General features: G+C 71.4%; 27 protein-coding genes, 1 tRNA gene and 1 pseudogene. 16 read left to right on the plus strand and 13 right to left on the minus strand.

Annotated elements, in window-relative coordinates; translation table 11 throughout:
* Nucleotides 1-254: 254 nt before the first annotated feature.
* The 3 genes from IW256_RS36525 to IW256_RS36535 all read left to right on the plus strand — a co-directional run bounded on the left by IW256_RS36525 (nucleotide 255) and on the right by IW256_RS36535 (nucleotide 3,335).
* Nucleotides 255-1,382, plus strand: coding sequence for an SMI1/KNR4 family protein (locus IW256_RS36525; protein WP_307829310.1), 1,128 nt, complete (start codon nucleotides 255-257; stop codon nucleotides 1,380-1,382).
* Nucleotides 1,383-1,616: 234 nt separating this feature from the next.
* Complete coding sequence (locus IW256_RS43200) at nucleotides 1,617-1,982, plus strand: Type 1 glutamine amidotransferase-like domain-containing protein (RefSeq protein WP_197015294.1); 366 nt, start codon at nucleotides 1,617-1,619, stop codon at nucleotides 1,980-1,982.
* Nucleotides 1,983-2,189: 207 nt separating this feature from the next.
* Complete coding sequence (locus IW256_RS36535; RefSeq protein ID WP_231404072.1) at nucleotides 2,190-3,335, plus strand: IS701 family transposase; 1,146 nt, start codon at nucleotides 2,190-2,192, stop codon at nucleotides 3,333-3,335.
* Nucleotides 3,336-3,696: 361 nt separating this feature from the next.
* On the opposite strand, the gene IW256_RS36540 is transcribed toward IW256_RS36535, so the two are convergent.
* The 5 genes and pseudogenes from IW256_RS36540 to IW256_RS36560 form a co-directional block, all read right to left on the minus strand.
* Entirely contained in the window at nucleotides 3,697-4,281 is a 585-nt protein-coding gene (locus IW256_RS36540; RefSeq protein ID WP_197015296.1) for a tyrosine-type recombinase/integrase, read from the minus strand.
* Between the two features lie 239 nt (nucleotides 4,282-4,520).
* Nucleotides 4,521-4,844, minus strand: coding sequence for a hypothetical protein (locus tag IW256_RS36545; protein ID WP_197015297.1), 324 nt, complete (start codon nucleotides 4,842-4,844; stop codon nucleotides 4,521-4,523).
* The gene (locus IW256_RS36550; protein WP_197015298.1) at nucleotides 4,841-5,236 is read right to left on the minus strand and encodes an SgcJ/EcaC family oxidoreductase; all 396 of its coding nucleotides are present in this window, start codon (nucleotides 5,234-5,236) and stop codon (nucleotides 4,841-4,843) included. Before IW256_RS36550 ends, IW256_RS36545 begins: the two co-directional genes overlap by 4 nt.
* On the minus strand, nucleotides 5,233-5,829 hold the full coding sequence (locus IW256_RS36555) for a PadR family transcriptional regulator (protein WP_197015299.1): 597 nt from the start codon (nucleotides 5,827-5,829) through the stop codon (nucleotides 5,233-5,235). Before IW256_RS36555 ends, IW256_RS36550 begins: the two co-directional genes overlap by 4 nt.
* Nucleotides 5,830-5,946: 117 nt before the next feature.
* Nucleotides 5,947-6,162, minus strand: a pseudogene (locus tag IW256_RS36560) (Tn3 family transposase); the annotation flags it as partial.
* Between IW256_RS36560 and IW256_RS36565 the strand changes: the two are divergent.
* Nucleotides 6,139-6,408, plus strand: a complete 270-nt coding sequence (locus IW256_RS36565) for a hypothetical protein (RefSeq protein ID WP_197016856.1) — start codon at nucleotides 6,139-6,141, stop codon at nucleotides 6,406-6,408. The pseudogene IW256_RS36560 and the gene IW256_RS36565 sit on opposite strands and share 24 nt — an antisense overlap.
* Nucleotides 6,409-6,792: 384 nt before the next feature.
* Here IW256_RS36565 and IW256_RS36570 read toward each other — a convergent pair whose 3' ends face one another.
* From IW256_RS36570 to IW256_RS36580, 3 genes are all read right to left on the minus strand, one after another.
* Entirely contained in the window at nucleotides 6,793-7,341 is a 549-nt protein-coding gene (locus tag IW256_RS36570; RefSeq protein WP_197015300.1) for a hypothetical protein, read from the minus strand.
* A gap of 129 nt (nucleotides 7,342-7,470) precedes the next feature.
* Nucleotides 7,471-7,959 (minus strand): helix-turn-helix domain-containing protein, encoded by a 489-nt coding sequence (locus IW256_RS36575; protein WP_197015301.1) that lies wholly within the window; start codon nucleotides 7,957-7,959, stop codon nucleotides 7,471-7,473.
* Nucleotides 7,960-8,218: 259 nt separating this feature from the next.
* Nucleotides 8,219-8,291 (minus strand) — tRNA-Lys (locus IW256_RS36580).
* A 194-nt stretch (nucleotides 8,292-8,485) separates the two neighbouring features.
* Here IW256_RS36580 and IW256_RS36585 point away from each other — a divergent pair.
* Nucleotides 8,486-9,424, plus strand: a complete 939-nt coding sequence (locus IW256_RS36585) for a glycoside hydrolase family 25 protein (RefSeq protein ID WP_197015302.1) — start codon at nucleotides 8,486-8,488, stop codon at nucleotides 9,422-9,424.
* Here the strand turns inward: IW256_RS36585 and IW256_RS36590 are convergent.
* Entirely contained in the window at nucleotides 9,396-10,667 is a 1,272-nt protein-coding gene (locus IW256_RS36590) for a cytochrome P450 (protein WP_231404073.1), read from the minus strand. The genes IW256_RS36585 and IW256_RS36590 overlap by 29 nt on opposite strands.
* 24 nt (nucleotides 10,668-10,691) lie before the next feature.
* Here IW256_RS36590 and IW256_RS36595 point away from each other — a divergent pair, with 24 nt between their 5' ends.
* Both IW256_RS36595 and IW256_RS36600 read left to right on the plus strand, forming a co-directional pair.
* Nucleotides 10,692-11,105 carry a PaaI family thioesterase gene (locus IW256_RS36595; protein ID WP_197015303.1) on the plus strand — a complete coding sequence of 138 codons (414 nt, stop codon included), beginning with the start codon at nucleotides 10,692-10,694 and terminating at the stop codon, nucleotides 11,103-11,105.
* Nucleotides 11,105-11,812 carry a dienelactone hydrolase family protein gene (locus IW256_RS36600; RefSeq protein ID WP_197015304.1) on the plus strand — a complete coding sequence of 236 codons (708 nt, stop codon included), beginning with the start codon at nucleotides 11,105-11,107 and terminating at the stop codon, nucleotides 11,810-11,812. Before IW256_RS36595 ends, IW256_RS36600 begins: the two co-directional genes overlap by 1 nt.
* Here IW256_RS36600 and IW256_RS36605 read toward each other — a convergent pair.
* Together IW256_RS36605 and IW256_RS36610 are read right to left on the minus strand one after the other, a co-directional pair.
* Nucleotides 11,802-12,689, minus strand: a complete 888-nt coding sequence (locus IW256_RS36605) for an ADP-ribosylglycohydrolase family protein (RefSeq protein ID WP_197015305.1) — start codon at nucleotides 12,687-12,689, stop codon at nucleotides 11,802-11,804. The genes IW256_RS36600 and IW256_RS36605 overlap by 11 nt on opposite strands.
* Before the next feature lie 32 nt (nucleotides 12,690-12,721).
* The gene (locus IW256_RS36610) at nucleotides 12,722-15,496 is read right to left on the minus strand and encodes a LuxR C-terminal-related transcriptional regulator (RefSeq protein ID WP_197015306.1); all 2,775 of its coding nucleotides are present in this window, start codon (nucleotides 15,494-15,496) and stop codon (nucleotides 12,722-12,724) included.
* Between the two features lie 105 nt (nucleotides 15,497-15,601).
* Between IW256_RS36610 and IW256_RS36615 the strand changes: the two genes are divergently transcribed.
* The gene (locus tag IW256_RS36615; protein WP_197015307.1) at nucleotides 15,602-16,672 is read left to right on the plus strand and encodes an alkene reductase; all 1,071 of its coding nucleotides are present in this window, start codon (nucleotides 15,602-15,604) and stop codon (nucleotides 16,670-16,672) included.
* Nucleotides 16,673-16,774: 102 nt separating this feature from the next.
* Here IW256_RS36615 and IW256_RS36620 read toward each other — a convergent pair whose 3' ends face one another.
* On the minus strand, nucleotides 16,775-17,251 hold the full coding sequence (locus IW256_RS36620) for a C40 family peptidase (protein ID WP_307829311.1): 477 nt from the start codon (nucleotides 17,249-17,251) through the stop codon (nucleotides 16,775-16,777).
* 903 nt (nucleotides 17,252-18,154) lie between these two features.
* Here IW256_RS36620 and IW256_RS36625 point away from each other — a divergent pair.
* From IW256_RS36625 to IW256_RS36640, 4 genes are all read left to right on the plus strand, one after another.
* Nucleotides 18,155-18,550 (plus strand): SCO5389 family protein, encoded by a 396-nt coding sequence (locus IW256_RS36625; protein WP_197015308.1) that lies wholly within the window; start codon nucleotides 18,155-18,157, stop codon nucleotides 18,548-18,550.
* Nucleotides 18,551-18,677: 127 nt separating this feature from the next.
* Complete coding sequence (locus IW256_RS36630; protein WP_307829312.1) at nucleotides 18,678-19,277, plus strand: nucleotidyltransferase; 600 nt, start codon at nucleotides 18,678-18,680, stop codon at nucleotides 19,275-19,277.
* Nucleotides 19,274-19,519 carry a BON domain-containing protein gene (locus IW256_RS36635; RefSeq protein WP_197015309.1) on the plus strand — a complete coding sequence of 82 codons (246 nt, stop codon included), beginning with the start codon at nucleotides 19,274-19,276 and terminating at the stop codon, nucleotides 19,517-19,519. Before IW256_RS36630 ends, IW256_RS36635 begins: the two co-directional genes overlap by 4 nt.
* Nucleotides 19,516-20,295, plus strand: a complete 780-nt coding sequence (locus IW256_RS36640; RefSeq protein WP_197015310.1) for a metallophosphoesterase family protein — start codon at nucleotides 19,516-19,518, stop codon at nucleotides 20,293-20,295. The genes IW256_RS36635 and IW256_RS36640 overlap by 4 nt, the downstream gene beginning before the upstream one ends.
* Before the next feature lie 54 nt (nucleotides 20,296-20,349).
* Here IW256_RS36640 and IW256_RS36645 read toward each other — a convergent pair whose 3' ends face one another.
* Nucleotides 20,350-21,198: an SDR family oxidoreductase gene (locus tag IW256_RS36645; RefSeq protein ID WP_197015311.1), complete on the minus strand. Its 849-nt coding sequence runs from the start codon at nucleotides 21,196-21,198 to the stop codon at nucleotides 20,350-20,352.
* 131 nt (nucleotides 21,199-21,329) lie between these two features.
* On the opposite strand from IW256_RS36645, the gene IW256_RS36650 reads away from it, so the two are divergent.
* From IW256_RS36650 to IW256_RS36665, 4 genes are all read left to right on the plus strand, one after another.
* A complete protein-coding gene (locus IW256_RS36650) occupies nucleotides 21,330-22,103 on the plus strand; it encodes an SDR family oxidoreductase (protein ID WP_197015312.1) in 774 nt (257 codons plus the stop codon).
* 8 nt (nucleotides 22,104-22,111) lie between these two features.
* Nucleotides 22,112-22,876 (plus strand): crotonase/enoyl-CoA hydratase family protein, encoded by a 765-nt coding sequence (locus IW256_RS36655; RefSeq protein WP_197015313.1) that lies wholly within the window; start codon nucleotides 22,112-22,114, stop codon nucleotides 22,874-22,876.
* Between the two features lie 268 nt (nucleotides 22,877-23,144).
* Nucleotides 23,145-23,906 carry a response regulator transcription factor gene (locus IW256_RS36660; protein ID WP_231404076.1) on the plus strand — a complete coding sequence of 254 codons (762 nt, stop codon included), beginning with the start codon at nucleotides 23,145-23,147 and terminating at the stop codon, nucleotides 23,904-23,906.
* Complete coding sequence (locus IW256_RS36665; RefSeq protein WP_197015314.1) at nucleotides 23,906-25,357, plus strand: sensor histidine kinase; 1,452 nt, start codon at nucleotides 23,906-23,908, stop codon at nucleotides 25,355-25,357. Before IW256_RS36660 ends, IW256_RS36665 begins: the two co-directional genes overlap by 1 nt.
* Nucleotides 25,358-25,612: the final 255 nt, after the last annotated feature.

Genomic DNA, 25,612 nt, shown 5'->3' on the forward strand with positions numbered 1-25,612 from the left:
GCCGGGCTCGGTGCCCTACCAGGCTGGCTCATGTCGGGGTACGGCTTCGAGCGCACTGGGACGTACAAGTAAACGTGCAGAGATGATCAGCAGGTCGTCGGGGGCGGTTGCTAGGCTGCGCCGGCATGGCGACATCTCCCCAACAGAAGGTGCCGGTCCTGTATGTGATTGATGAGGAGTTCGTTCCGCCCGATCGGGGTGACGAGCAGGAAGGGCCTGGGTCCGCGGTTCCCGCCGGTGATCCGGACGAGGCGGTGCGGCTCTTTCACCACTACCGGCGGCTGATGGCGCAGATCCTCGGGTACGAGGAGGAACTTCCCGGCCCCGCGAGCAAGGGGAATCTCGCCGCGGTGGAGGAGGAACTCGGTGTCGCGCTGCCCGCGGACCTCCGTGCGCTGTACGGCATCGCCGACGGTGACGGTGACCTTATCAACCACCTGTTCGACCGGCACCCTTGGCGTTCCCTCGCCGAGCTCAGCGAGCATGACGACGAGTGGCTTCACATCTCGCGGGAATGGCAGTACGAACCTTGGCGCCGACTGATGTTCGACGCCCAGCCCCCGAGCACCGTCCGAAGGTCGCAGCTGCGTCCGGGCTGGATCCGGTTCGCGGACGACACCGGCGGCAACTGGCTCGCCGTGGACATGGACCCCGGGCCGAACGGTCGTCCCGGGCAGGTCATCGAGATCGGAGTCGACTACGGAGAAGGGCCGAGGTACGTGGCCGACTCGGTGACCACGTTCCTGCGCCGTCTGGTGGAAGCGCTGGAACGCGGTGACTACATCCGTCACGACGGGAGCCTGTGGATCGAGTCGGACCTGGATGCGCATGGCGAGCACACCAGTTACAGCGACGCCCGGCCTTCCCTCACGCGTGCCAGGCAAGCCGGTCCACGCGTGCAGGAGGTCCGGGTGACCGACGTGGCCGATTGCGCGTTCCTCGCCGCGCTGCCCGAGGTGCGTTCGCTGGCGCTGTCGAGCAAGGGTTCGCCCGACCTGACCCCGCTCGAAGGCCGTCCGGTGGAGTTCCTGGAACTCGATGTGGAGTCGGCCGACCTGACGGTACCGGCCCGGAACCGGGAGTTGCGTTCGCTGTCGGTCACCTGCGCGCAGCCCGTCGAGCTGGCTCCGCTCCGTACGGCGCCCAACCTGTGGGCGCTGGACATAGCGGCGGCGCCCGTCGCGGACCTCGCCACGGTGACCGAGCTGAAAGGGTTGCGGTATCTGGAGGTGACCCAGAACCAATGGCGGGAGCTGTCACAACTCGATGGGCTGCCGCCGCTGGCCGTCGTCGGCGTCCACCCCCACCGCCCCGAACGCGACTGGCCGGTCGGGACGACCTGGGTTACCACCGACGACGAGCCGCCTTGGTCAACAGCCTGAACTGGTGCCGGTTGAGGGACTTGCTCGGCTCGCCGAGCAGGAGATCATCACCTTCACGGACGGCTCGACACCGACCTCGTGCCCACCGGGCACGGACCTATCCCGACGAGCAATGCGACCAGGGCGCACGTAAACCGGCCCCACGCGTGATCGCCAGCTCACGCAAGTGCAGGAGCTTCGGAACGGCCAGTCCTGCCAAGCCCGATCTCGGGCGCTGCCTGGCGGGAGGTTCCGTTGCGCTGCTTACATCTCCTTGCCCCCTGCACGTTTACCCGTACCTCGCTCTGCGCTTCAACAAGTACGCCGACACTCGACCTGGAACACACCGAGCCATCCGCCGTCGAACGCGCCCTCCGCGCAGCCGATCTGGTCTTCGTCACCGGCGGCTATGCGATCTTCCTTCTCCAGCACGTGCACCGCACTCACCTCGACCAGATCCTCCGCCAGGCCGTCACCAGCGGACGACCGGCCTACGTCGGCATCTCCGCCGGAGCCGCACTCGCGGGACCCGACCTCCACTTCTTCCGCGACCGCCAGGACCCCGGCCAGGCCACCTCGACCACCGGCCTGGACCTCGTCCCGTTAGGTCCTCGGGGTTGAGGAACCTGCGGACAGCCGTTGGCGGTACCTGCCGGTAGCTTCGGGCGGTCGCAGGTCACGGGCTGTGCACGCCGTCCGGTCGTCGGACGGGTTCCGGTCCGGGCACAGGGGGATTAGTCCGGCGCGGCGTGCGGCGGCGCGGGCCGGATAACTACGACAACGACAGGTTGTAACATCAGCGCCTGATCCAACGTTGATCATGGTGTGATGGCGGATGTGACGTTGGGGTGGTCGGCCGGGTTCGAGGCGTTCGTGGGCCGGTTCGCCGGCCGGTTCCCGCGGGTGGAGGCGCGTCGTCGCATGGCCTCCTACGTGCGCGGACTGCTGAGCGAGACCGAGCGCAAGAACGGGTGGACGCTGGCGGAGGCCGCCGGCGAGCCGGGCCCGGAGGGCATGCAGCGGCTGCTGAACTTTTATGCGTGGGACACCAGTGGTCTGCGCGACGACGTCCGTGATGTGGTGGTCGAATGCCTGGGCGACGCGCGGCAGGGCGTGCTGATCGTGGACGAGACCGGCTTTCTGAAGAAGGGCACCAAATCGGCGGGTGTTGCCCGTCAATACTCCGGTACCGCGGGGCGGATCGAGAACTCTCAGATCGGCGTGTTCTTGGCGTATGCCTCGCCCGAGGGGCGGGCGCTGATCGACCGGGAGTTGTACCTTCCCAAGGAATGGACCGGGGACCGTGAACGGTGTCGGGCGGCCGGAGTGCCCGACGATGTGGCGTTCGCGACCAAGCCGGCCCTGGCGCAACAGATGATCGAACGGGCGGTGCTGGGCGATGTCCCGTTCGGGTGGGTGACCGCGGATGAGGCCTATGGGCAGGACACCAAGTTCCGGCTGTGGCTGGAGGCGTGCGACATTCCGCACGTAGTGGCGGTTCCCAAGTCGGCGATGGTGGTGGCGATGAATTTGACCAAGGTGCGGAGCCACCACGTCATCGCCGACCTGCCAGAGGCGGCGTGGAAACGTCTGAGCTGCGGTGATGGAGCGCGGGGGCCACGGGTGTCGGACTGGGCGGCGACCGAGATCCGCCCCTTGCGGCGGACCGGCTGGGGCCATTGGCTGCTGGCCCGTCGCAGCATCAACGATCCTTCCGACCTGGCCTACTACATCTGCTTCGCAGGCGCCGACACCCCGATCGAGGAACTGGTGCGCGTGGCCGGCAGCAGATGGGCGATCGAGGAATGCTTCCAGGCCACCAAGAACGAGACCGGACTGGACCACTACCAGGTCCGCGGATACCAGGCCTGGTACCGCCACATCACCTTGTCCATGGCCGCCTCCGCGTTCCTGGTCATCGTCCGCGACGCCGCCAAAAAGGGGGCCCGGACAAGGGCGCACCGTCCTCGCTGATCGCGTTGAGCGTCAACGAGATACGCAGGCTGTTCAACCGCATCACCGCACCGATCAGCCACACCCTCGAACATGCTCTTCATTGGTCGAATTGGCGACGACATAGCCAGATGCGCGCCCAGATCAGCCACTACAAGAGACGCAGCACATAACGACCTGTCGTTGTCGTATAACGGCGCGGCGCCGCCTCGGACGCGGTCGAATCCTTGAAACCAGTGCTGGTCAGGGACGGTGTTCCCGGGGGCGGCCGCGCTCCTCGGGTGGTGGTCGGGTTGGGAGGTTATGTCAAGCCGCCGATCACCCGGCGTCACGGGCGCTGGATGCTACTCCCGGGTACCGCCAACGGCTGTCCGCAGGTTGCTCAACCCCGAGTACGGCCGCTCAGCAGTTTGGGGAGCAGGCGGGCGGTACCGGTCTGCCAGACGATGATGTCGACGGCCGAGCCTTTGCGGGTGACCTTGGCGCGGCGGTTACGCCGGTCCAGATCCTCGATGTCCAAGGCAAGGACCTCGCTGGCGCGGGCGGCGGTTTCGTACAGTATCGTCCAGAACGTCTTTTCCCGGAGGGGCACGTCCAGGTCGAGTAGCGCGTCGATGTCGGCGACCGACAGTGCGCGCGTGCGGTCGGGGCCGCGGCCACGCCGGCGGAGCCTCCGTGTGGGGTCGGTGGTGAGCCAGCCTTGGTCGATCCAGAAGGCCACGGCCGAGCGCAGGGCGTCCAGGTGCCGGTTGAAGGTCGCGGCAGCCCTGTGGTTCCACCGATCACCAAACCAGGCCGTGAGCCGTTCGACGGCTGTCTCGGTGTCGAGCTCGGCGACGGTGAACGGGGTGCCGGACGGAGCGAACTCGGCGATCAGTGCGCGCAGGGTGGAGCGGTAGGCGCGCTGGGTGTTGCGCTGCTCAGGCCCGGACAGGGGAGCCAGGTAGGCGGCGGCCGCGGTGGGCAAACGGTGGTGATCCGCCGCGGCCGAGGCGGTGCAGCTCGCCCAATGTCCCGCTTCCCCTCACGCCTCTATCGCAGATAAGCATGCCGAGCTGGGCCCGTTCCGCCGAGGTGTTCGCCCAGCTCGGTTTCGTCAGTGTCGCAGATAACAATTAGTTATACGTGATAGCCGAGCGCGGCCCGGGCGGGGGCGTGGCCGGGATACGGCAGGCCGCGCGAACCCCTTTCAGTGGTCGCGTGGTTCTACTGGTCGGCAATGGTCCTCAGGAGCTCGGCGAAGCCTTCGCGTGTCTTGGCCGCGAAACCGATGAAGAAACGGTTGGCGAGCGGGACGGCCCAACGTCCCCGGGAAGCGATGTTGTACACGCGATGGGTCACCTGCGTTCCCTGGCCGCGGCGTTCCAGGGCGTACTCGCCGCGATACCACCAGCCGCCTTGCAACACCACGACGTGGCCGTCGCCCGACGGCTCGGCGTAAGGGCTGGACACCAGGGCTATGAGCCTGCGCCGTACCTCGGCTGGGGGCAGGGGCACGAATCCGGTCTCTTCGACGAGCGGCTTCTTCACGACGGCGTTCCCGGAGGCAGCGTGACGCGGGTGTTCTGGAACGAGGCGAACCGCCAGCGGCCCTGGTTCCGTACGGCGGTGAGGGTGATGACGGACTGCTGCGTATCGTCACCAGGGGCGCCGCCAGCGGTCACGATGATGGCGACGTCGGGACGAAGGAACCGGATCTTCGGCGCGGTTTCGCCCGAGGTCAGGCGGGACCCTTTGAGTGGTCCTTCGAACAGTGCCCGGTGTCCCGTCTCGATCGCCGTACGGCCGGCCATGTTCTGGCCGAAGAAGGTGATGTAGTCGGCGTCCTCAACGAAAAGGTCCGCGTAGGCGGTGGCGTCTCCGGCGTTCCATGTGGTGACGAGCGCGTCGAGTAGCTCGTCCACCGATGATGTTCCCGTCACGGTCCCTCCAGGTTCGGTCGTCCCGCCGGCCCGGTGTCGTTCACCAGGCCGGACCAGTCCAGCTCGCCCGAGCGCAGATCGGCGAGCACCCCGTGGAGCCAGGCCAACTCGGCGGTGTGCAAGGCCCGCGCATACTCGGTCTCCAGCAGCAGCACTCGCGGCAGATCCAGCCCGGCCAGACTCGCGTCCGCGGCCGCAATCCTTCCCTCCAACTCCGCGGCGCGGGTCCGCAGGCAGCGCTCGGCCTCGCCTACCTCGAGCACCCCGATCAGCGACAGCGCGGCATACATCACCGTGGTGTCGCGGTCGGGCCGTTCCAACATCCGCCGTAGCCGGTGCGCCAGTTCCTGGCGTCCTTCGGTCGTGATGTCGTACACGGTGCGCTCGGGCGCCCGGCCTTCCCGGATGCTCTCCATCGGCTCGATCAGCCCATCCCGCGCCAGCCGCTCGACCGCGTGGTACAGGCTGCGCGGCAGCCCGGACACAAAGTCCTTGTGCGTGTCGATAAGGAATCTGTGCAGCTCATAGGGATGACGCGCCCGCTGTGCCAACAGAGCCAGCACCGTCGTTCCCGTCACGTCCCACCGTGCCATCCACATCCACCCCTCTATAGCAACATGCACTATAGCAAGTTGCTATAGAGGGCCCCGTTGTAGCAGTCCGTCGCGCCGGGGACCACTCGTGAGGCCGCTGGCCGGAACCCCGAGTTGTCAGGTGACGTCGGTGAGGTCGAGGCGGGAGTCCATGTCCAGGTGGAAGCGGCCGTAGGGGTTGACGTGCGCCCAGAACAGCGGGCTGAGGGCGCGGCGGTCCTGCGGGGTGAGCCTGCGGGCCCAGGCGGGATCGCGCAGGACGGCTTGGAGTAGCAGGGTGTTGATGTAGACCAGGGAGGATTGGAGCAGGTGGAGGGTGAGCATGGACACCTCGGCGTGCTCGCGGTCGGCGCCGGCGCCGGGCGGTGGCGCGATCCGGACGAGGACCTGCCCGGCGACTTCGAGGACAACCGGGACGTGCACTATGCCGCACTGGCCAAGCCGCTGGACGCCGCGACGTTCGTCTCCGGCCTCCAGACCCGGCTCGCCGGCCCCCAGGACGGCAGGGTCATGCCCACAGTGATCGCCAGCGCGGTCAATACCGGCAGGCCGACCGAGAACACGCACCCGGGCGGGTGAAGGAGGCTGGGACACGGCCGGTCATGCCCTGGCACCGGCGGGTCCAGCCCCAGCCCTTGCGCGATCACCACGATGGTCTTCTCGGCCAGGTAGACGATTCCCAGGACACACCCGATGGTCACGATCCGCAGGCCGCCGCGAAGCGCGGGGCGCGCTGCCGGGTCCGCATACCGAACGGTGAGCACCGCGAGCTGGGCCAGAGCCCCCCCCCGAGAACACCACGAAGATCAGGATGTAGCCGACCAGAGCGGGGCGGCCCTGGTATCGCTGAAGAGCGCGTTCCCATCGAGGGCGTGGTGCCCAAGGCATGGCGCGACGGCGTGGTCGACGCCGACACCGGCCGGGGCAAGCGGATCCCGTATGAGCTGTGCGTGCTGATCGCGCTCAAGGACGCGCTACGGCGCCGCGAGGTCTACGTCGAAGGCCTGGCCGTTCCGGGCGGTGGTGAACGCCGCAGCCCCGCAGGGCCCCAGGCGTCCTCCAGCCGTCCGAGCACACTGGCGACCGCGGGGTCGGCCGCGGGGGGCGACGACTGTTTCCACCGGGCCGTGATCGTTTCAGGAGCAGGGTCGCGAAGTACTCGGCCTCGCACTCCTGCTCGCTGGAGTAGCAGCCACGACCCAGTACCGTGCGCACGAACGCGGGGTCCAGATCGGGCAGCAACAGCCTGGCCACATCCTCCACGCCCACCGCGCCCTGGTGACCGGCGAGCAGGTTGCCGATCTCATGCAACGCGTTGTGCTCCCGGTGGAAAGGTGAGGTCCCCGCCGTGGTGTAGACGTAGTCGGTATCGGCGGTAGAGACATACAGCCCGCACACACCGCTCGGCATGGCCGGTACCGCCATCACCTGCAGCGAACGGCCCGTATGGTCGGCCAGCCGGCCGCAGAACTGCTCGAAGTCCCAGGGCACGGGAATGTCGAGCGCCTCCACGCGAGCACGACACCGGCGCCGCAGCGCACCTCCCAGCACCCGCTCGCCTCCCCGGCCTCCGCGCCCGGCACCCTCACACACCCGCTGACCGGACTCGACGCAACAAGTCAACTACGAATCGTGATTCTGTCACAGGAGGCTCAAGCGCCAGCGGATTCCTCGTTGTTCGGTCTGGCCCCGACGCTCCAGGCGCGCGGTGGACTCGATCAGCTCACCGACCATCTGCTGTGCCTCGGGCGGCAGCTGCAGGAAGCTGCGCAGGTGGGCACCGCGTACTCCGGTATCGCGCAACACGGCCAGCAGTTCGATCTGGCCCTCGATGGACCGGGACACCTCGTCGTCGAAGAAGTAGGACGGAGTGACACCGAAGAACGCGGCCAGGGCTTCCAGCACCCGCTTGGTCGGATTGTCGTGCTTGCCCGTCCGCAGCTTCCACAAGGTGTTGTGTGAGACCTTCTCCCCGGTCAGCCTTTCGATCCTGGCCGCGGCCTCCTGAAGGGAGAAGGGGCAACGGTCATGCGGATGCACCATGCGGAACAGGTAGTCGACCTTGCGGGCCAGAGGCGGCGCCGCGACATCACCGGCCGATCCCTCCGCCGCGGTGTCATCGCCGGTCACCGAGTACCACTTCCTCGCCCGAAGACCCCGCACAACTCTATGTCACCGGCTGTGCATCACACGTGCCGTACCGCGAGCGTGATGGGCGCGACACGGCGACCTTTTCGCTGCATCACGTGTGGTGAGAGTGGTGTTCCAGGCCATGATCGTCCCCGCTCCAGCCCCCACGAGCAGCCTTCGAGCAGCCACGGGGACGAAACGGGACGCAACTGGCGGGGGGCATACCGGGCAATCTCGCGTTTGCCCTGGTCAGGGTGGGTGGGTCGCGTGGGACTCGAACCCACAACCTACGGATTAAAAGTCCGGAGCTCTGCCAATTGAGCTAGCGACCCTGGGTTGTACCTCGGCTGGTGGGATCCCTCCTTGGTCCGGCTGAGGACGGGGAGCCCCGCGGGGCTCGCACCGAGTCTAGAGGGACCCATCGCCGCGTGCATCCCACTAACCCGCCCGGCGGCGTTCGCCGGAGTTCGGGGTGCCGTGGGGCGTATGCCGCTATCGTCCCCTGCGTCCGGCAGAGGAGGGAACTATGCCGCTGTACGGCGTGGACGTGGCCTCGTATCAGGGGCGGCCGTCGTGGCCGAGGGTGCGGGAGTCGGGGATCCGGTTCGCCTTCAGCAAGGTGACCGAGGGGACCGGGTACACGAACCCCACGTGGGCGCACAACCGGTCGGAGATGCTCAAGCTGGACGGGTTCCTGCCGGGGGCGTACCACTTCCTGCACGGGGGGAACGGGGCGGCGCAGGCGCGGTACTTCCTGGGGAAGGCCGGGGACGTGTCGGGGTTCGCCGTGGCGCTGGACGTGGAGGCGTCCGGTGCGAACGCCTCCACGGCCGAGGACTGGGTGCGGGAGTTCAAGGAGCGGACCGGGGGGCACCCGGTGATCGGGTACTTCCCGCGCTGGTACTGGGAACGGCAGGGGCGGCCGGATCTGGGGTTCTTCGACACGATCTGGCAGAGCCACTACGTGAACGGGTCGGGGGCGCCGTCGTCGCTGTACGCGAAGGTGCCGGCGTCGTGGTGGTCGTCGTTCGGGGGCGAGTCCGTCTCGATCCTCCAGTTCTCCAGCAGCGGGAGGGTGCCGGGGATCTCCGGTGACTGCGACGTCAACGCCTACCGGGGCACTTTCGAGGAGTTGAGGGCGCTGGCCCTCGGGGAGGAAGACATGCCGCTGTCCGACGATGACCTGAGGAAGATCCGCGACATCGTGTGGAACACCGACACCGCGCCCGCGCCCTCGGGGGCGGCGGCGGACAACCCGACGTGGCGGCACGTCAACATCGTGCGGGACACCTACACGAGCGTCCAGGAGGTGAAGGCGGCGCTGGCGCGGCAGGCGCCGGACGGGGAGGTCGCGCGGGCGGCGCTGGCGGGGCTGACCGCGGAGCAGATCGCCGAGGCGATCCCGCCGGAACTGGCCGGACGGGTCGCCGCGCTGCTCAGCGCAGGCGGACCGGGAGGTGCTTGAGGCCGTTCTGGAAGTTGGAGGCCAGGCGTACGGGGGCGCCGGTCCGCTCGATCTCGAGGGGGAGCAGTTCCCGGAAGATCGCGCGCATCTGGACGCGGGCGAGGTGGGCGCCCAGGCAGTAGTGCGGGCCGAAGCCGAAGCTGACGTGGTCGTTGGGCGTCCGGGTGATGTCGAACCGGTCGGGCTCGGGGAAGACGGTCTCGTCGCGGTTGGCCGAGGCGTGGTAGACGACGACCTTGTCACCGGCGCGGATCTCCTGGCCGGCCAGTTCCAGGTCGCGGGTGGCGGTACGGCGGAAGTCCATCACCGGGGGCCAGTAGCGCAGCATCTCCTCGATGGCGGAGGGGAGAAGTGAGGGGTCCTCGCGGAGCCGGTCGAACTCGGCGGGGTGGTCGAGGAGGGTGAGGAGGCCGCCCGGGATGCCGTTGCGGAGGGTCTCGTTGCCCGCGACGGCGAAGAGGAAGAAGGCGTTCTCGAACTCGGCCGTGGTCAGGCCGCCGGCGAGCATCCGGGACATGATGTCCTCGCCCGGGCGCTCGCGTTTGGCGGCGGCGAGGGCGTGCGCGTAGCCGAACATGTCGCGGAGGGCGGCGCGGGAGCGCGGGTTGACCGGGCGGCCGTCGGGGCGGCGGAGGACGGGACGGTGCTCGGCGGCGGCGCGGCCCAGGGGGCTGAGGGAGTCCAGGTCCGCGGTGGACAGCCCGGCGTACTCGGCGTCCTGGTAGCCGATCACGCGGGACGCCCAGTCGTACAGGAGGCGGCGGTCCTCGGCGGGGACGCCCATGATGTGCGCGAGGGTCCAGACGGGCAGGTCGGCGGCCACCTCGACGAAGTCGGTCTCGCCGCGGGCGGCGGCGATCAGGGAGCGGGCGCGGTCCTCGATCGTGGACTCCAGGGCCCGGACGGCGCGGGGCGTGAACGCGGCGGCGACGATGCGGCGGAGCCGGGAGTGGCCGGGCGGGTCCTGGTTGAGCATCATCGACCGGACGAACTCCAGGTCCTCGGGGGTGTCGGGGTCGCGGATCTGGGTGGCACCGAGGTTGGAGGAGAACAGGTCGGGGGTGCGCAGGACGTGCTTGACGTCGGCGTGCCGGAACACCGCCCAGTAGCCGGGGCCCGCGGGCCAGGGGCCGACGGCGGGTTCGGGGATCCGGCGGACCGGGGCCTGGGCGCGCAGCCGCCGGAACGCGCCGTAGGGCACCCCCTCGGCGTAAGCGGCGGGCAGGAAGATCTCCTCACGCATGGCTCCAGCGTGCATCATGGCGGGATGACGGTGAAGCCCGAGGACGGCGACAGGATCCTTCGTGACAACTTCGCGCCCTGGGTGCTCGACCTCGGGCTGACGGTCGAGGAGGTGGGCGACCGGCGGGCCGTGCTGCGGCTGCCCTGGTCGGAGCGGCTGGCCCGGGAGGGCGGCGGCATGTCGGGGCAGGCGCTGATGGCGGCGGCGGACACGGCGACGGTGATCGCGGTGTCGGGCGCGCGGGACGGGTTCGTCCCGATGACCACGGTGCAGCAGAACACCACGTTCCAGCGTCCGATCGTGGGCCGGGACGTGCTGGTCGCGGTGCGGATCACCAAGCTGGGCCGGACGCTGGCGTTCGCCGACGTCACGATGACGGCGGAGGGCGACGACGAGCCCGCGGCGCACGCCACCACCGTTTACGCGATCATGGGGTGATGACGACGCGCACCGAGACCGTGACCGTTGCGGACGGCGAGTTCGCCCTGAACGTGTGGACGCCCGAGGGAGGCGGGGGCCCCGGCATCCTGCTGATCCAGGAGATCTACGGTGTGGGCGCCTATATCCGGGCCGTGGCCGAGGACCTGGCCGCGCTGGGGTACGTGGTGGCGGCGCCCGACCTCTTCTGGCGGGTCCATCCGGGATGGGCCTCGTCGCATGACGAGGAGGGCCTCAAGCGGTCGTTGGGGGTCGCCTCCCGGTTCGACGCCGGGAAGGGGCTGGACGACCTCGCGGCCTCCCTCGATCGCCTGCGGGGTCTTCCGGAGACGCGGGGGCCGGTCGGCCTGCTGGGCTTCTGCCTCGGCGGGACGCTCGCCTACGCGCTCGGCGCCCGGGTGGACGACGTCGCCGCGGTGGTGTCGTTCTACGGTTCGGGCGTACCGGACCAGCTGGACCTGCTGGACGAGATCGGCTGCCCCCTGCAGTTCCATTTCGGGGGCTCGGACCCCTACATCCCGCGGGCGAAGGTGGCGGAGGTGGAACGGGCCGTGGAGGGCAGGCCGAACGTGGAGTTCCACGTGCAGGAGGACGCGGGGCACGCGTTCCACAACCGCAAGGCCCCCATGTTCCACAATCCCGGGGCGGCCGAGCGGGCGTGGCGGCTGACCGAGGATTTCCTCGCCCGCAGCCTCCCTACGGGATAGCGGCCCAGCCGGGGAGGGGCTCGCAGGCGTCCAGCCACGCGGCGGGAAGGCCCTCGGCGCCGACCCGGGCGGCGACGATGCCCCCGGCGATCGCGCAGGTGGTGTCGATGTCGCCGCCCGCGGCGGCGGTCGTCCAGAAGGCCGTCTCGTAGTCGTCGAGATGCCGGGCCACGGCCCACAGCGTGAAGGGGACGGTGTCGTGCGCGGCGACCTGGCGGCCGTTGCCGAGGACCGCGGCGGCCGTCCCGGGGTCGCGTACGGTCAGCAGCCGCCTGGCCTCGGCGATGCCCGCGCGTACGGTGCCGTCCGGGACGTGCTCCAGGACCCCGTCGAGGAAGACGCCCGGCGCCGGCCGGGCCGTGGCGGCGGCGAGGGCGGCGGCCACGGCCACGGCGATCGCTCCGGCGACGGCCTCCGGATGCGGATGGGTGACGACGGCCGACCGTTCGGCCTGCCGGGCGGCCTCCGCGGGGTCACCGGCGTGCCAGGCGCCGAGCGGGGCCACCCGCATCGCCGCGCCGTTGCCCCAGGAGCCCTGGCCGCCGAACGCCTCGCGGGCGAGGACGCGCCAGTCGCCGCCCTCGCGGACCAGGCGCAGGAGGCGGCCGGTGGACGGCCCGTAGCCGCGGTCGAAGTCGTGGTGGCGGGCGAAGCTCGCGGCGAGGTCGTCCTGGTCGACCGTTCCGTGGCGGGCGAGGACGAGCAGGACCGAGCAGGCCATCTCGGTGTCGTCGGTCCACTGCCAGGGGGCGGGCGGTACGGTGCGGGAGTCGAAGGCGGGACGGTTGGCGGGGACGAAGAACTGCGAGCCGAGGGCGTCCCCCAGCGCCAGCCCGAGCAGCGAGTCCCGGGCGCGGCCGATGCGTGCGGAGGTCATCGCCGGCCATTCTGCCGGACCGGGGCGCGGTGTCAGGTGCGGGCGGGTTCGAGCTCCTCGCGCAGCCGGGACAGCTCCTTGCGGGACGCGACGCCGAGCTTGGGATAGGCCTTGTAGAGGTGGTACTCGACCGTCCGCGGGCTCAGGAAGAGCTGCGCGGCGATCTCCCGGCTGCTGACGCCGTCCGCGGCCAGCCGGACGACCTGCAGCTCCTGCGGGGTGAGCCGGGCGGGCAGGTCGTCGGCCAGTGCCCGCTCGTGCGCGGGGGCCGGCTGCCCGTTCCCGCCGGTCGCGCGCAGCTCGGCACGCGCCCGCTCGGCCCAGGGCGCCGCGTTCAGCCGTTCGAAGGTCTCCAGCGCCGAACGCAGCGGGACGCGCGCGTCGGAACGGCGGCGCGCCCGGCGCAGCCACTCCCCGTACAGCAGTTCGGTGCGCGCCTTCTCGAAGGGCCGCCCGCCCTGCCCGGCGGCCCGGACGGCCTCCTCGTGCAGGCGCAGGGCTTCCTCGAAAGGCTCGCGGGCGGCGTCCTCGGAGTCGCTGAGCAACGCCTGGGAACGCAGCGCGACCGCCGCGGCCCAGGGCCGTCCCCCGGCGTCCGCCCACGCCCGCAGCCGTTCGTACGGCGGACGCGCCCGGTCCGGACGGCCCGCCCGGACGGCCGCCTCGATCTGGTCGGCGGCGGCGACCATGACGTCCGCGGTGTGCCGGTGCGGGTGGAGCGTGATCTCCTCCAGCCCCCGCAGCGCCTCCTCGTACCGGCCCAGCCCGAGGTCCAGCAGGCCCAGGGCGGCGACGGCGGCGGCGTCCGGAGGCCCGCCCGCCGCTTCGAGCAGGGCGGTGAGCCGTGCCCGGTCGCCCTCGATCGCGGCGATCCGGGCCGGGACCGTGCCGAGCCGCCCGGCGCGGCGCCACGCGCCGGTGTCGCGGGCGAGGTCGGCCGCCTCGGCCACGGTGGCCTCGGCGTCCCGGTGCAGCCCGGCGGCGACCTGCGCCCGCGCCAGGACCTCCAGGACGTTCGGCAGCGCGCCCGCGAGACCGTGCCGCCGGCAGTACGCGGCCTCGGCGGCGGCCAGCTCCAGCGCGCCCTCGTCGTCCCCGACGATCAGCGCGGCCAGCACCGCCTGGACGGCCTCCATCCGGTCGTCCCCGGAGGCCGGGGCGCCGGTCCCGGCGCCGTGGCCGGATCGGGCCGCCTCGATGAGCCCGTTCAGCAGGGGAAGGCCGGCCTCGTAGTCGCCGCCGACGAGCCGCGCCATCCCGTGCACGCCCTTGTCGGCGGACGGGAGCAGCCGGGCGGCCCGGCAGAGCACGGACGTCTCGCCGGCCATCCAGGCGTAGGCGGCGCCGGTGCGCAGCATGCCCTGGACGTCGTCGCCGGTGCCGGCGAGCGCGGCGTGGTCCACCAGCATCCGCGCCGCCGTCAAGGGGTCACCGCATTCGAACTCCACCGCGGCGCGTACCCGTACCAGCCCGTTCCGTTCGGCCGGGTCGGCGGTGTCGGGTCCGGCGGCCTCGGCCAGCTCCCGGGCGTCCTCGATCCGCCCGGCCTGCAGCGACGCGGTCGCGGCGGCGCCCAGCCGGCGGGCCCGCCCGCGCCGTTCGGGGCTGAGGTCGGCGGCCTGCCGGTAGAGGCGGGCCGCGGTGCCGTAGCCGGTACGGTCGCGGGCCCGTTCCGCCGAACGTTCCAGCCGGGCGGCCACGTCCTCGTCGGGCGCCGTGGCCGCCGCGGCGGCGTGCCGGACACCGCAGTCGGGGTCGGTGGCGGAGGCCGCCAGCGCCCGGTGGGCCTCCAGCCGCCGCGCCGCGACCGTGCCCTGGTACGCGGCGGCCCGGATCAGCGGGTGCCGGAACCCGATCCAGGAGCCGGTCACCTCGACCAGCCGGGCCCGTTCGGCGTCCTCCAGGTCGGCCAGCCCGGCGCCGAGCACCGCGCCCGCGGCGAGCACGGTGGGCAGGTGGCCGCGGCCCTCGGCCGAGGCGAGCAGCAGCATCAGCCGGGTGCGCTCGGGCAGCCGGTCGATCCGTTCGCGGAACGTGGCGGTCACCCGGTCGGCCAGCGGGAGGGGCGCGGTGGTGCCCGCCTCCGGCGCCGCAGGCGGGCAGAGCTCGATCAGTGCCAGGGGGTTGCCCTCGGACTCGTGGATGATCCGTTCGCGGACCGTGGCGGGGACGCCGTCGCGTTGGGCGAGGAGTCTCTCGGCGTCGTCCCGGCCCAGCCGCCCGAGCCAGAGCTCCTCCAGGCCGCCGCCGGCGGCGAAGCCCTCCTCCCGCGCGGCGAACAGCATCACCACACCCTCGGCCGCCAGCCGCCGGGCCGCGAACACCAGCGCCTCGGCGCTGGCGGTGTCGAGCCACTGCGCGTCGTCGACCAGGCACAGCACCGGGCCGTCCTCGGCCAGGTCGGCGAGCAGGGTGAGGACGGCGAGCCCGGCGGCGAAGCGGTCATGCCCGCGGCCGGCCCCGGCCCCGGCGGTCGCCGCCGGGAGGGCGAGGGCGGTGCGGAGCGCGGCGCCCTGGGGGCCGGGCAGGTCGTCCAGGCGTGCGCGGACGGGCCACAGCACCTGGTTGAGCCCCCCGAAGGCGATGTCCTCCTCGGCCTCGAAACCGGTCGCGCGCAGCAGCCGCTCCGCTCCGCCGGCCCGGCCGTCCCCGGCCCAGGGACCCTGGCCGACGGCCCATTCGAGCAGCGCCGACTTGCCGATCCCGGCCTCGCCGCGAAGCACCAGGGCGCGGCTGCGCCGGTGGTCGCGCGCGTCCGCGATCAACCGTGAGATCCGCGCCTGTTCTGTTTCCCGCCCGTAGAGCACGCTTCAAAACTACGTGGCCCAGTACCGAAACCCTACGGATTCGGGCCCGAGTGGATCGCTCGTACGTTCATGACCAGGAAGAACTTTGATCACTGGGAGTGCGTCGTGAGGGAACTGTTCGAGCCGGTGACCGTCGGAAAGCTGGAACTGGACAACCGCGTCTTCATGGCGCCGATGACGCGGAGCCGCGCGTTCGAGGAGGGCCGGGTCGGCGAGCTGACCGCCGAGTACTACGCGCAGCGCGCCGGGGCCGGGCTGATCATCACGGAGGCCACCCAGCCGTGCCTGATCGGCCAGGGGTACGTGTGGACGCCCGGCCTGCACTCCGGCGAGCAGGTGGCCGCCTGGCGGAAGGTGACCGACGCGGTGCACGCGAAGGGCGGGCGGATCTTCGTCCAGCTGATGCACTCCGGCCGGATCGGCCACCCGACGCTCTACCCGGACGGGGAGCTGCCGGTGGCGCCCTCGCCGATCGCCTCCGGCGAGCGGTTGTTCACCCCGGAGGGGCTGCTGGACCATCCGGAGCCCCGCGAGATGACCCTGGACGACATCGCGCGGACGGTCGAGGACTTCGCGGACGCGGCGCGCAACGCCATCGAGGCCGGGTTCGACGGGGTGGAACTGCACGGGGCCAACGGGTACCTCATCAACCAGTTCCTCGCGGACGGCACCAACCGGCGTACCGACGCCTACGGCGGGAGCGTCGCAGGACGCATCCGGTTCGCCGTGGAGGTCGTCCAGGCGGTCGCCGGGGCCATCGGCCCGGAACGGGTCGGCCTGCGGGTGTCCCCGGGCACCACCGTCAACGGGATCTCGGAGAGCGACCCGGCCGAGGTCTACACGGCGCTGCTGCGCGCGCTGGCCCCGCTGGGCCTGGCCTTCGTCCACATCATGGAGATGGGGGACCGCGAGCTGACCAGGCGGCTGCGCGGCGAGTGGCCCGGCACGCTGGTCCTCAACCCGCACCCCACGCCGGAGGCGTTCCCGTCCCGTCCCGAGTACGGTGCCGAGGCGCTGCGGGAAGGGGTCGCCGACGCGGTCGCGTTCGGCGAGCTGTGGCTGGCCAACCCCGACCTGCCCGCCCGCATCAAGGCCGGCGGCCCCTACAACACGGCCGACTCGTCCACCTTCTACGGAGGGGACCACCGCGGCTACACCGACTATCCGGAACTTTAATGAGAAATGCGCTCGCCGTGGGTTTCCGAGCGAGGCCGGAACCCCACGGCGAGCGGGTCGCTGGAAGCAGGCGGAATCACGAGGCGCCGTTCAGGCGGCGTCTCAGTAACCGGGGCGGACGCCTCCGGTGAAATTGCGCTTGTAGTAGCCGTTCAGTTTGATCTTTTTGACCCGCTTGCCCGAACTCGGCGCGTGGATCATGTAGCCCTTGCCGGCGTAGACGCCCATGTGGCTCTTGCCGGAGTAGAAGAAGAGCAGGTCTCCCTTGACGGCGCCCTTCCAGGACACCTTGTGCTTGACCGCCTTGTAGATCTGCTGGGTCGTGCGCGGAAGCTTCACGCCGGCCTTGCGCCACGCCCCGCCGGCGAGGCCCGAGCAGTCCCACGAGCCCGGGCCCGTGGCGCCGTAGCGGTACGGGTCGCCGATCTGCTTGTAGGCGTAGGCGACGGCCTTGTCGGCGCGCTGCTTCTGGCGGGCCTTCCGAGCCGCGCTGATCTGCGCGGACTGCGCGCTCGCCAGGGTCGCCCGCTGCGGCGCGGCGGCCGTACGCGGGGTGGCGGCGTTCACCGGGGCGGCCACGAGGACCGTCGCTCCGAGCGCGGTCGTCGCGCCCAGCGAGATGCCACCGATGATCGGCTTGAGGGAAACCTTGCTCTTGGGGTGGATGGGAGTACTCAGGACGGCTCCTGACCTCGCGGGTGGTGCCTACCGGGCAGCCCGCACCGCAGGCGGGGACTCCGCACGACGATGGGATCGCGGCGCGTTCGGGCAGGGCGATGGCTGGAAGGGCCAGCGCGAGCCTTGGGCGCTTTCCGGCTCCGTGCCTCTTGTCTGCACGGACGCGGCTGCCGTGCACGCGGGTTCATCCGGGCGGCGGGGTGAGTGATGGCGCCGCGACCGCGTGTCGGCGTGTGACTGTTCTGTTGGAGCGGCTCCAGTGCCGCAGGAACGGATTGAAGGTAGCCACGGAACTCGGCGGCGGGCAAATCCCCCTTCGATCGGGCAGGGCGGACAGGTGTCCGAAAGAAATGGTCCTTGATCGTGCTACCTGCGGTTTCCCCGCCGCGCCCCCGGTGAAAGTGATCTGGGTCACTGTCCTTGTGGATACGTTTCCAAAGACTCCCGGGAACGCATCGGAGAAGGGTGATCCGATTACATTCAGTGATTGGGGAGGAATATCCATTGATTGATCGATTTATCGGTCTGTGATCGACGACACATGCGCGACCCCGCTCGCGCCCGCCGGATCCGGCCACGTCCGCCCCTTGGCGCCTCCCTGGGGGCCATCACCGGCAATCGCGAGTGAGGTGGCTGCCGCCCGCGCTTCGGCCTGCACTCGGGTGGACGTCCCATGGGGGGTCGTCGCTCGAACGCAGGCGTGTCCGGAAGGTAAGGGAAACGCCCACCTCCTCCCATTGGAATGAATATCGTTTTCATGCGACCCTGATCCTCGATCGACCGAGCGAGGAGAGGAGAACGGTCATGTCCCTGACTGTCGACGACCGGTTGCTGGAGCGGGCGCGGCGGGGCGAGGTGGACGACGCCGCGTTCGTGGAGTGCGTCCGCGACTCGCTGCCGTACGCGTGGCGGCTCATCGAGGAGGTCGTCGGGCGGATGCGCGCGTCGGCCGGCGGGTTCGCCGACAACGTGACGCCGCCCCCGGACGAGGCGGCCCGCGGGCAGCTGCTGCGCGTGCTGGCCAGCGACGCGATGCGCGGCGCGCTGGAACGCCACTTCGGCGTCCGGCTGGCGTTCCAGAACTGCCACCGGGTCGCGGCCTTCGCCCCGGACGCCCCCGGCACCGCCGAGCGCCACGCCGCGTTCGTCTCCCCGCGGGCCCAGCTCCTCAACCAGTCGCCGGAGTTCATCGACTGCTGATCTCCACGCCGGGTCGCGGCGGGCCGCGCCTCTGGACGCGTGGCGGCGAGGCGCCGCGACCCGGCGGACGGCATGACCCGGGGATCTCGGGGTACCGCACGCCCCAACCGATGAGACAGGGGAACGCGTGGGGCATGTGAGCACCGAGGCCGGGGTCCCGGGACCCGGAGCGTCCGCCGAGAAGGGCCTGCTGCGGAGCCTCAAGCGGGCCGCCGCGGCGCTGGAGGAGGGCGGGATCGAGTTCGCGCTGGCGGGCGGGTTCGCCGCGTACGCGCGCGGGGCGGCGTCATCGACGCACGACGTGGACTTCGTGTTGCGCGAGCGCGACGTCGAGGCCGCGCTGGACGTGCTGGGCGCCGCGGGCATGCGGCGGCACGAGTGCCCGGAGAACTGGCTGGCCAAGGCCTACGACGGCGACCGGCTGATCGACCTCATCTACGAGCCGTCGGGCCGCCCGGTGGACGGGGAACTGCTCGGCCGGGCCGAGCGGCTGTCGGTGGAGGCCGTGCTCATGCCGGTGCTGCCCGCCACCGACCTGGTCATCATGCGGCTGCTGGCGTTCACCGAGACCTCCTGCGACTTCGGCGGCTACCTGCACGTGTGCCGCGCGCTGCGCGAGCAGGTGGACTGGCCGCACGTCGCCGGGGAGACGGCCCACTCGCCGTACGCCTACGCGTTCCTGACCCTGCTGGAGAAGCTGGGCGTCATCGAAGGGGGAGAGCTGTGACGGACCCATCCGGGTATCTGGCCGCCCACATCCAGGAACGGCTGGCCGGCCGCGCCCACGAGCTGGGCATCCGCGTCGACGTCCGGGGCGAGGTGATCTACCTGCACGGCGAGGTGGTGAACGAGGAGCGGCGGCGGGAGGTGGAGGAGGCCGCCCGCGGCGCCGCGGAGGGGCGGCCGATCCGCAACGAGGTGTCCGTGGTCCCGGTACGGGAGCCGGACGGTGAGGAGAGGCTGTCATGATCCGCGTCGCCGCGGTCGGCGATCTGCACGTGGGGCCGGAGGTGGCCGGGACGTACCGGGACCGCCTCGGCGCGCTGCCCGATCAGGCCGACGTCCTCCTGGTGGCCGGTGACCTCACCCGGCACGGCACCGTCGAGGAGGGCCGGGTGGCCGCCGCCGAGCTGCGCGACCTCGGCCTTCCGGTGGTCGCGGTACTGGGCAACCACGACTACCACTCCGACGCCCAGGAGGAGATCGCCGGCGTCCTGCGGGACGCCGGGATCACCGTCCTGGAGGGCACCGGGACCGTCCTGGACTGCCAGGGCACCCGCCTGGGCGTCGCCGGCGGCAAGGGCTTCGGCGGCGGCTTCGCCGGGCGCTGCGCCAGCGACTTCGGCGAGCCCGAGATGAAGGCGTTCGTGGGGCACACCAAGGAGTTCGCCGCCCGCCTGGGCGGCGCGCTCCTGGAACTGGACGCCGACGTGCGGATCGCCCTGACCCACTACTCCCCGGTCGAGGACACCCTGGCCGGCGAGCCGCCGGAGATCTTCCCGTTCCTCGGCAGCTACCTGATGGCCGAGGCCATCGACGCCGCCGGGGTCGCGCTCGCGGTGCACGGCCACGCGCACATGGGCACGGAGAAGGGCGAGACGCCGGGCGGCGTGCGGGTCCGCAACGTCGCCCTGCCGGTCATCAAGCAGGCGTACGCCCTGTACCGCCTCGACGGGGTCGAGGACGCCGGCCTCGGCGCCGGGGACCTCGCGGGCACGGCCGGAGGCCCCCGGAACGCGCGGTGAACCCGCCTGCGTCGGCCGGGGTGAACCCGCCTGCGTCGGCCTGGGCGGATCCCGTCAGCCGGGGTGGATCTCGCCCCCGGCGGGAACGAGGGTCTGGCCGGAGTAATAGGAGGACATCACCCCGGAGGCGAAGAAGACGTAGGACGGGGCGATCTCGTCGGGGTGGGCGGCGCGTTCCATCGGGGCCTGCTCACCGAAGCCCTCGACCCGTTCCGCGTCGAAGGTCGCCGGGATCAGCGGCGTCCAGACCGGTCCGGGCGCCACGCAGTTGACACGGATGCCCTTGTCCATGAGGTTCTGCGCCAGCGACTGGGCCAGCGTCATGGCCGCGGCCTTGCTCGCCGAGTAGTCGATCAGGGTCTTGTTGCCGCGCAGCCCGTTGATCGACCCGGTGAAGATGATCGAGGAGCCGGACTTCAGGTGGTCCAGGGCCTCCTGGACGATCCAGAACAGCGACAGCACGTTCACGTCGAAGGTGCGGCGCAGCTGCGCGTCGTCGATCTCGCGCACGTCCTGGACGGGCGTCTGCGTCCCGTGGTGCAGCACGAGGACGTCCAGGCCGCCGAGGTCGCGGACGGCGTGCCGGACGGTCTCCCGGGCGTGCCGTTCCTCGGCCAGGTCGCCGCCGAGGGTGACGCAGCGGCGCCCCTCCCGGTCGACCAGCTCCGCGGTGTGCCGGGCGTCGTCGTCCTCGCTGAGGTAGGTGATCGCGACGTCGGCGCCCTCCTTGGCGAACGCGACGGCCACCGCCCGGCCGATCCCCGAGTCGCCCCCGGTGATCAGCGCGCGCCGCCCGTCCAGGAGACCGCGTCCCTGGTACTCGCGCATCTCGTCGCGGGGCTCGGGCGCCATATCCGCCGTCCGCCCCGGGTAGGTCTGGCTCTGTGCGGGTGGTTCGCTCATCTCTGCTCCCGGTCGGCACGCCTGTACCCGACGCGCATGCCCGGGAGGGGAGGGGGCAAACGTGACCCGTATTGTGACTCCTGGGTAGCATGACCCGAACCACATTCGGTCTCACACGTAAGGTGCTGCGCATGGACCTGAACGGAGTTTCCGCCGTCGTATCCGGCGGTGCGAGCGGTCTCGGCGAGGCCACCGTCCGCGCCCTGGCCGCCGACGGCGTCAAGGTAGTGGTCGCCGACCTCAACGAGGACAAGGGCAAGGCCCTGGCCGAGGAGGTCGGCGGCGTCTTCGTCAAGACCGACGTCACCGACGAGGCGCAGGTGCAGGCCGCCGTCCAGGCCGCCGTGGACACCGGCGCCCCGCTGCGCGTCGTCGTCAACAGCGCCGGCATCGGCTGGGCGTCCCGTACCGTCGGCCGCGACGGCACCCCGCACGATCTCGGCCAGTTCGAGACCGTCATCAAGGTCAACCTGATCGGTACCTTCAACCTCATGCGGATCGGCGCGGCGGCCATCGCCAAGACCGACCCGGCCGACGCGGACGGCCTGCGCGGCGTGGTGATCAACACGGCCTCGGTCGCCGCCCTGGAAGGCCAGACCGGGCAGGTCGCCTACTCCGCCTCCAAGGGCGGCATCGTCGGCATGACCCTGCCGGCCGCCCGCGACCTGGCCGCCATCGGCGTCCGGGTCAACACCGTCTGCCCGGGCATCATCGACACCCCCATCTACGGCGAGGGCGAGGCCGCCGAGGCGTTCAAGGCCAAACTGGCCGCGCCGGTGCCCTTCCCCAAGCGCATGGGCAGGGCGTCGGAGTTCGCCCACCTGGTGAAGTCCCTGATCGAGAACGACTACATGAACGGTGAGACCATCCGTTTCGACGGTGGCATCCGCTTCCAGCCGAAGTGAGGCCTGACATGTCCGAAGCTGTTCTCACCGAGGAGGACGGCGCCGTCCTCGTCATCACGATCAACCGCCCCGAGGCCAGGAACGCCGTCAACGGCGACGTGGCGCGGGGCATCGCGGCGGCGCTGGACGAGCTGGACTCGCGCAAGGACCTGTCCATCGGCGTGCTGACCGGCGCCGGCGGCACGTTCTGCGCGGGCATGGACCTCAAGGGCTTCCTCACGGGCGACAACCCGATCGTCGAGGGCCGCGGGTTCGCCGGGATCGTCGAGCGCCCGTCGGCCAAGCCGCTGATCGCCGCGATCGAGGGCTACGCGCTGGCCGGCGGCTGCGAGGTCGCGCTGAGCTGCGACATGATCGTGGCGGCCCGGGACGCCCAGTTCGGGCTGCCCGAGCCCAAGCGCGGGCTGGTCGCGGCCGGCGGCGGGCTGCTGCGGCTGCCGCAGCGGATCCCGTTCCACATCGCCATGGAGATCGCGCTCACCGGCGACAAGTACCCGGCGGACCGGATGGCCGAGCTGGGCTTCGTCAACCGGCTCGCCGAGCCGGGCCAGGCCCTGGCCGCGGCCAAGGAACTGGCCCTCAAGGTGGCCGAGAACGCGCCGCTGGCCCTGGCCGCCACCAAGAAGGTCATCGTCGAGTCCGCCGACTGGGACTCCACCGAGGCGTGGAAGAAGCAGAACGAGATCACCCTGCCCGTCTTCACCTCCAAGGACGCCCAGGAGGGCCCGGCCGCCTTCGCCGAGAAGCGCAAGCCGGTCTGGAAGGGCGAGTGACCACCTGTGCCCACGGGTGACCGCGGACCGGGGAGCGGGCGGGAGACCGCCCCCGGCCCGCGGCTCTCGTCCCGGTGCCGGGACAGGGTGGCGTTCTGGATGTAATCTGATCGCGTCGGCGCGTGGGGAAGCGCGTTCGGCCGCGCGGCCCGTCCTCTCCGGAGGGCGGGCCGCTTCGCGTGGCGGGACCTCTCCGCGGGCGCGGCCCGGCAGGTAAGGCTCAGGGGGCGTTCAGCGGGCCTTCAGGAACGGGTGGCAGCCTGGGATGATGGCGGAGGGGGAATCGACCTTGGTGGAACGCACGGTCCAGGCCGGCAGGGCTTCCGAAGGGCTGCTGCTCGTCGTCGAGGACGAGCCGAACATCCTGGAGCTGCTCGCCGGGAGCCTGCGCTTCACCGGGTTCGAGGTGATCACGGCGACCAACGGGGCGGACGCGGTGCAGGCGGCCCGGCGCCGCCGGCCGGACCTGATCGTGCTGGACGTCATGCTGCCCGACATCGACGGGTTCGACGTCGCGCGGCGGCTGCGTTCGGGCGGCGACCAGACACCGGTGCTGTTCCTCACCGCCCGCGACTCCGTCCAGGACCGGATCAAGGGGCTGACCATCGGCGGGGACGACTACGTCACCAAGCCGTTCAGCCTGGAGGAGGTCGTCGCGCGGATCCGCGCGGTGCTGCGGCGCTTCCGCGGCGGCGCCCAGGAGCCGACGCCGCGGATGGTGTTCGCCGACATCGAGCTGGACGAGGACAGCCACGAGGTGTGGCGCGGCGGACGGCCGATCCAGCTGTCGCCGACCGAGTTCAAGCTGCTGCGTTACCTCATGGCCAACGCGGGCCGCGTGCTGTCCAAGCCCCAGATCCTCGACCACGTGTGGAACTACGACTTCGGCGGTGACGTCGGGATCGTGGAGTCCTACGTCTCGGCGCTGCGCCGCAAGATGGACAACGCCGAGCCACGCCTCATCCACACCCTGCGCGGCGTCGGGTACGTGCTGCGGCTGCCGCCGGAGACGTCGCCGGAACCACGCTGATGGCCCTCCAGGCGTTGCGCGCTCTGCCCGGGCGCACTCCGCTGCGGGTGAAACTGATCGCGGGCATGCTGGTGCTGGTCGCCCTGGGCATGACGGTGATGAGCGGGGCCGGGGTGTCGGTCCTGAGCCAGTACCTCGTCGGCCGGGCGGACGGCCAGCTGCAGGTCACCGCCGACCGGGTGGTCTCCCAGATCAACCGGGGCGACGTCGAGGTACGGGTGCCCAGCGAGGTGTACGTCCTGATCCAGACCCGGAACGGGGTGCGGCTCAGGAGCTACAGCGCGTTCGGCGACAGCGGCAGCCCGCGCGTCCCGGCGACCCTGGAGTCGCGGCTGGGGCGGCCGTTCACGGTGGGGGGCCGCGGCGGCTCGGGGGCGCCGTGGCGGATCCTGGCCGAGCCGCTGCCCAACGGCCAGTTCCTCGTGCTGGGGCTCAGCCTGGACGAGATCCGCCGTACGACCAACCGGCTGATGGCGATCGACGTGATCGTCGGCATGCTGGTGGTGGCGGTGCTGGCCGCCGTCGGGGTCTGGGTGGTCCGGGCCAGCCTGCGCCCGCTGGCGGCGATCGAGGAGACGGCCGGGGCCATCGCGACCGGGGACCTGTCCCGGCGGGTGCCCGAGGCCGATCCGCGTACCGAGGTGGGGCGGCTCGGCCGCTCCCTCAACGCCATGCTCGCCCAGATCGAGGCGGCCTTCGGGGCCCGGGCCGAGTCGGAGGCGGCGGCCCGGCGGTCGGAGGAGACCGCGCGGCGCTCGGAGGACCGGATGCGCCGGTTCGTCGCCGACGCCAGCCACGAGCTGCGCACGCCGCTGACCGCCATCCGCGGCTTCGCCGAGTTCTACCGGCAGGGCGCCGCCCGCACGCCCGAGGAGCTGGACCGGCTGATCGGGCGGATCGAGGAGACGGCCGCGCGGATGGGCCTGCTGGTGGAGGACCTGCTGCTGCTCGCCCGCCTGGACCGGCAGCGGCCCATCGAGCGCCGCCCGGTGGACCTGCTGGCCGTCGCCGCGGACGCCGTCCAGGAGACCCGGATGCTCAGCCAGGACCATTCGGTCGGGCTGGCGGTCGAGGGCGGCGTGGCCTACCAGGTGCTCGGGGACGAGCCTCGGCTGCGGCAGGTCCTGGGCAACCTGCTGACCAACGCGGTCACGCACACCCCGGCCGGGACGTCGGTGACCGTACGGCTGCGGCCGGGGACGCTGGAGAGCGGCCCGGCGGTGGTGTGCGAGGTGGCCGACGACGGGCCGGGCCTCTCGCAGGAGCAGGTGGAACGGGTCTTCGAGCGCTTCTACCGCGTCAGCCCGTCCCGTGGCAGGGAGAACGGCAGCACCGGGCTCGGCCTGGCCATCGTGGCGGCCCTGGTGGCGGCGCACGAGGGGCGGGTCGAGGTGGACTCGGCCCCCGGGGAGGGCGCCGTCTTCAGGGTGATCCTGCCGCTCGCCACCTGAACCCGCAGGAGAGCTTCGGCGGCGATTCAGCATCCGTTCAGGTCGGTGCGCTTGCCTGACTTGCACAGGGCGCCCCCCGGACGCACCGGCGCGTACGGGGGCGTGCGCCCTGGCCAACCCGCTCGAAACCCGGTCACCGTGGCCGGGGGGCTCGCTCGCCGCACGAGCCCCCCGGCCACGGCCTTTCCGGCGTTCAGGTGACTTTCAGGTTGCTTCCAGGCCGATTGCAGCCCTGATGGACATGCTGAGGGTGGA

The organism is Actinomadura viridis, from assembly GCF_015751755.1.
Classification (GTDB): Bacteria; Actinomycetota; Actinomycetes; order Streptosporangiales; family Streptosporangiaceae; genus Spirillospora; species Spirillospora viridis.

What these genes read in the sequence shown, in the direction of transcription:
- IW256_RS36535 (WP_231404072.1), top strand. Translation starts at nt 2,190, where the DNA reads ATGGCGGATGTGACGTTGGGGTGGTCGGCCGGGTTCGAGGCGTTCGTG.
- IW256_RS36555 (WP_197015299.1), bottom strand. Translation starts at nt 5,829, where the DNA reads ATGGCACGGTGGGACGTGACGGGAACGACGGTGCTGGCTCTGTTGGCA.
- IW256_RS36585 (WP_197015302.1), top strand. Translation starts at nt 8,486, where the DNA reads ATGCCGCTGTACGGCGTGGACGTGGCCTCGTATCAGGGGCGGCCGTCG.
- IW256_RS36590 (WP_231404073.1), bottom strand. Translation starts at nt 10,667, where the DNA reads ATGCGTGAGGAGATCTTCCTGCCCGCCGCTTACGCCGAGGGGGTGCCC.
- IW256_RS36595 (WP_197015303.1), top strand. Translation starts at nt 10,692, where the DNA reads ATGACGGTGAAGCCCGAGGACGGCGACAGGATCCTTCGTGACAACTTC.
- IW256_RS36600 (WP_197015304.1), top strand. Translation starts at nt 11,105, where the DNA reads ATGACGACGCGCACCGAGACCGTGACCGTTGCGGACGGCGAGTTCGCC.
- IW256_RS36605 (WP_197015305.1), bottom strand. Translation starts at nt 12,689, where the DNA reads ATGACCTCCGCACGCATCGGCCGCGCCCGGGACTCGCTGCTCGGGCTG.
- IW256_RS36625 (WP_197015308.1), top strand. Translation starts at nt 18,155, where the DNA reads ATGTCCCTGACTGTCGACGACCGGTTGCTGGAGCGGGCGCGGCGGGGC.
- IW256_RS36640 (WP_197015310.1), top strand. Translation starts at nt 19,516, where the DNA reads ATGATCCGCGTCGCCGCGGTCGGCGATCTGCACGTGGGGCCGGAGGTG.
- IW256_RS36645 (WP_197015311.1), bottom strand. Translation starts at nt 21,198, where the DNA reads ATGAGCGAACCACCCGCACAGAGCCAGACCTACCCGGGGCGGACGGCG.
- IW256_RS36650 (WP_197015312.1), top strand. Translation starts at nt 21,330, where the DNA reads ATGGACCTGAACGGAGTTTCCGCCGTCGTATCCGGCGGTGCGAGCGGT.
- IW256_RS36655 (WP_197015313.1), top strand. Translation starts at nt 22,112, where the DNA reads ATGTCCGAAGCTGTTCTCACCGAGGAGGACGGCGCCGTCCTCGTCATC.
- IW256_RS36660 (WP_231404076.1), top strand. Translation starts at nt 23,145, where the DNA reads ATGGCGGAGGGGGAATCGACCTTGGTGGAACGCACGGTCCAGGCCGGC.
- IW256_RS36665 (WP_197015314.1), top strand. Translation starts at nt 23,906, where the DNA reads ATGGCCCTCCAGGCGTTGCGCGCTCTGCCCGGGCGCACTCCGCTGCGG.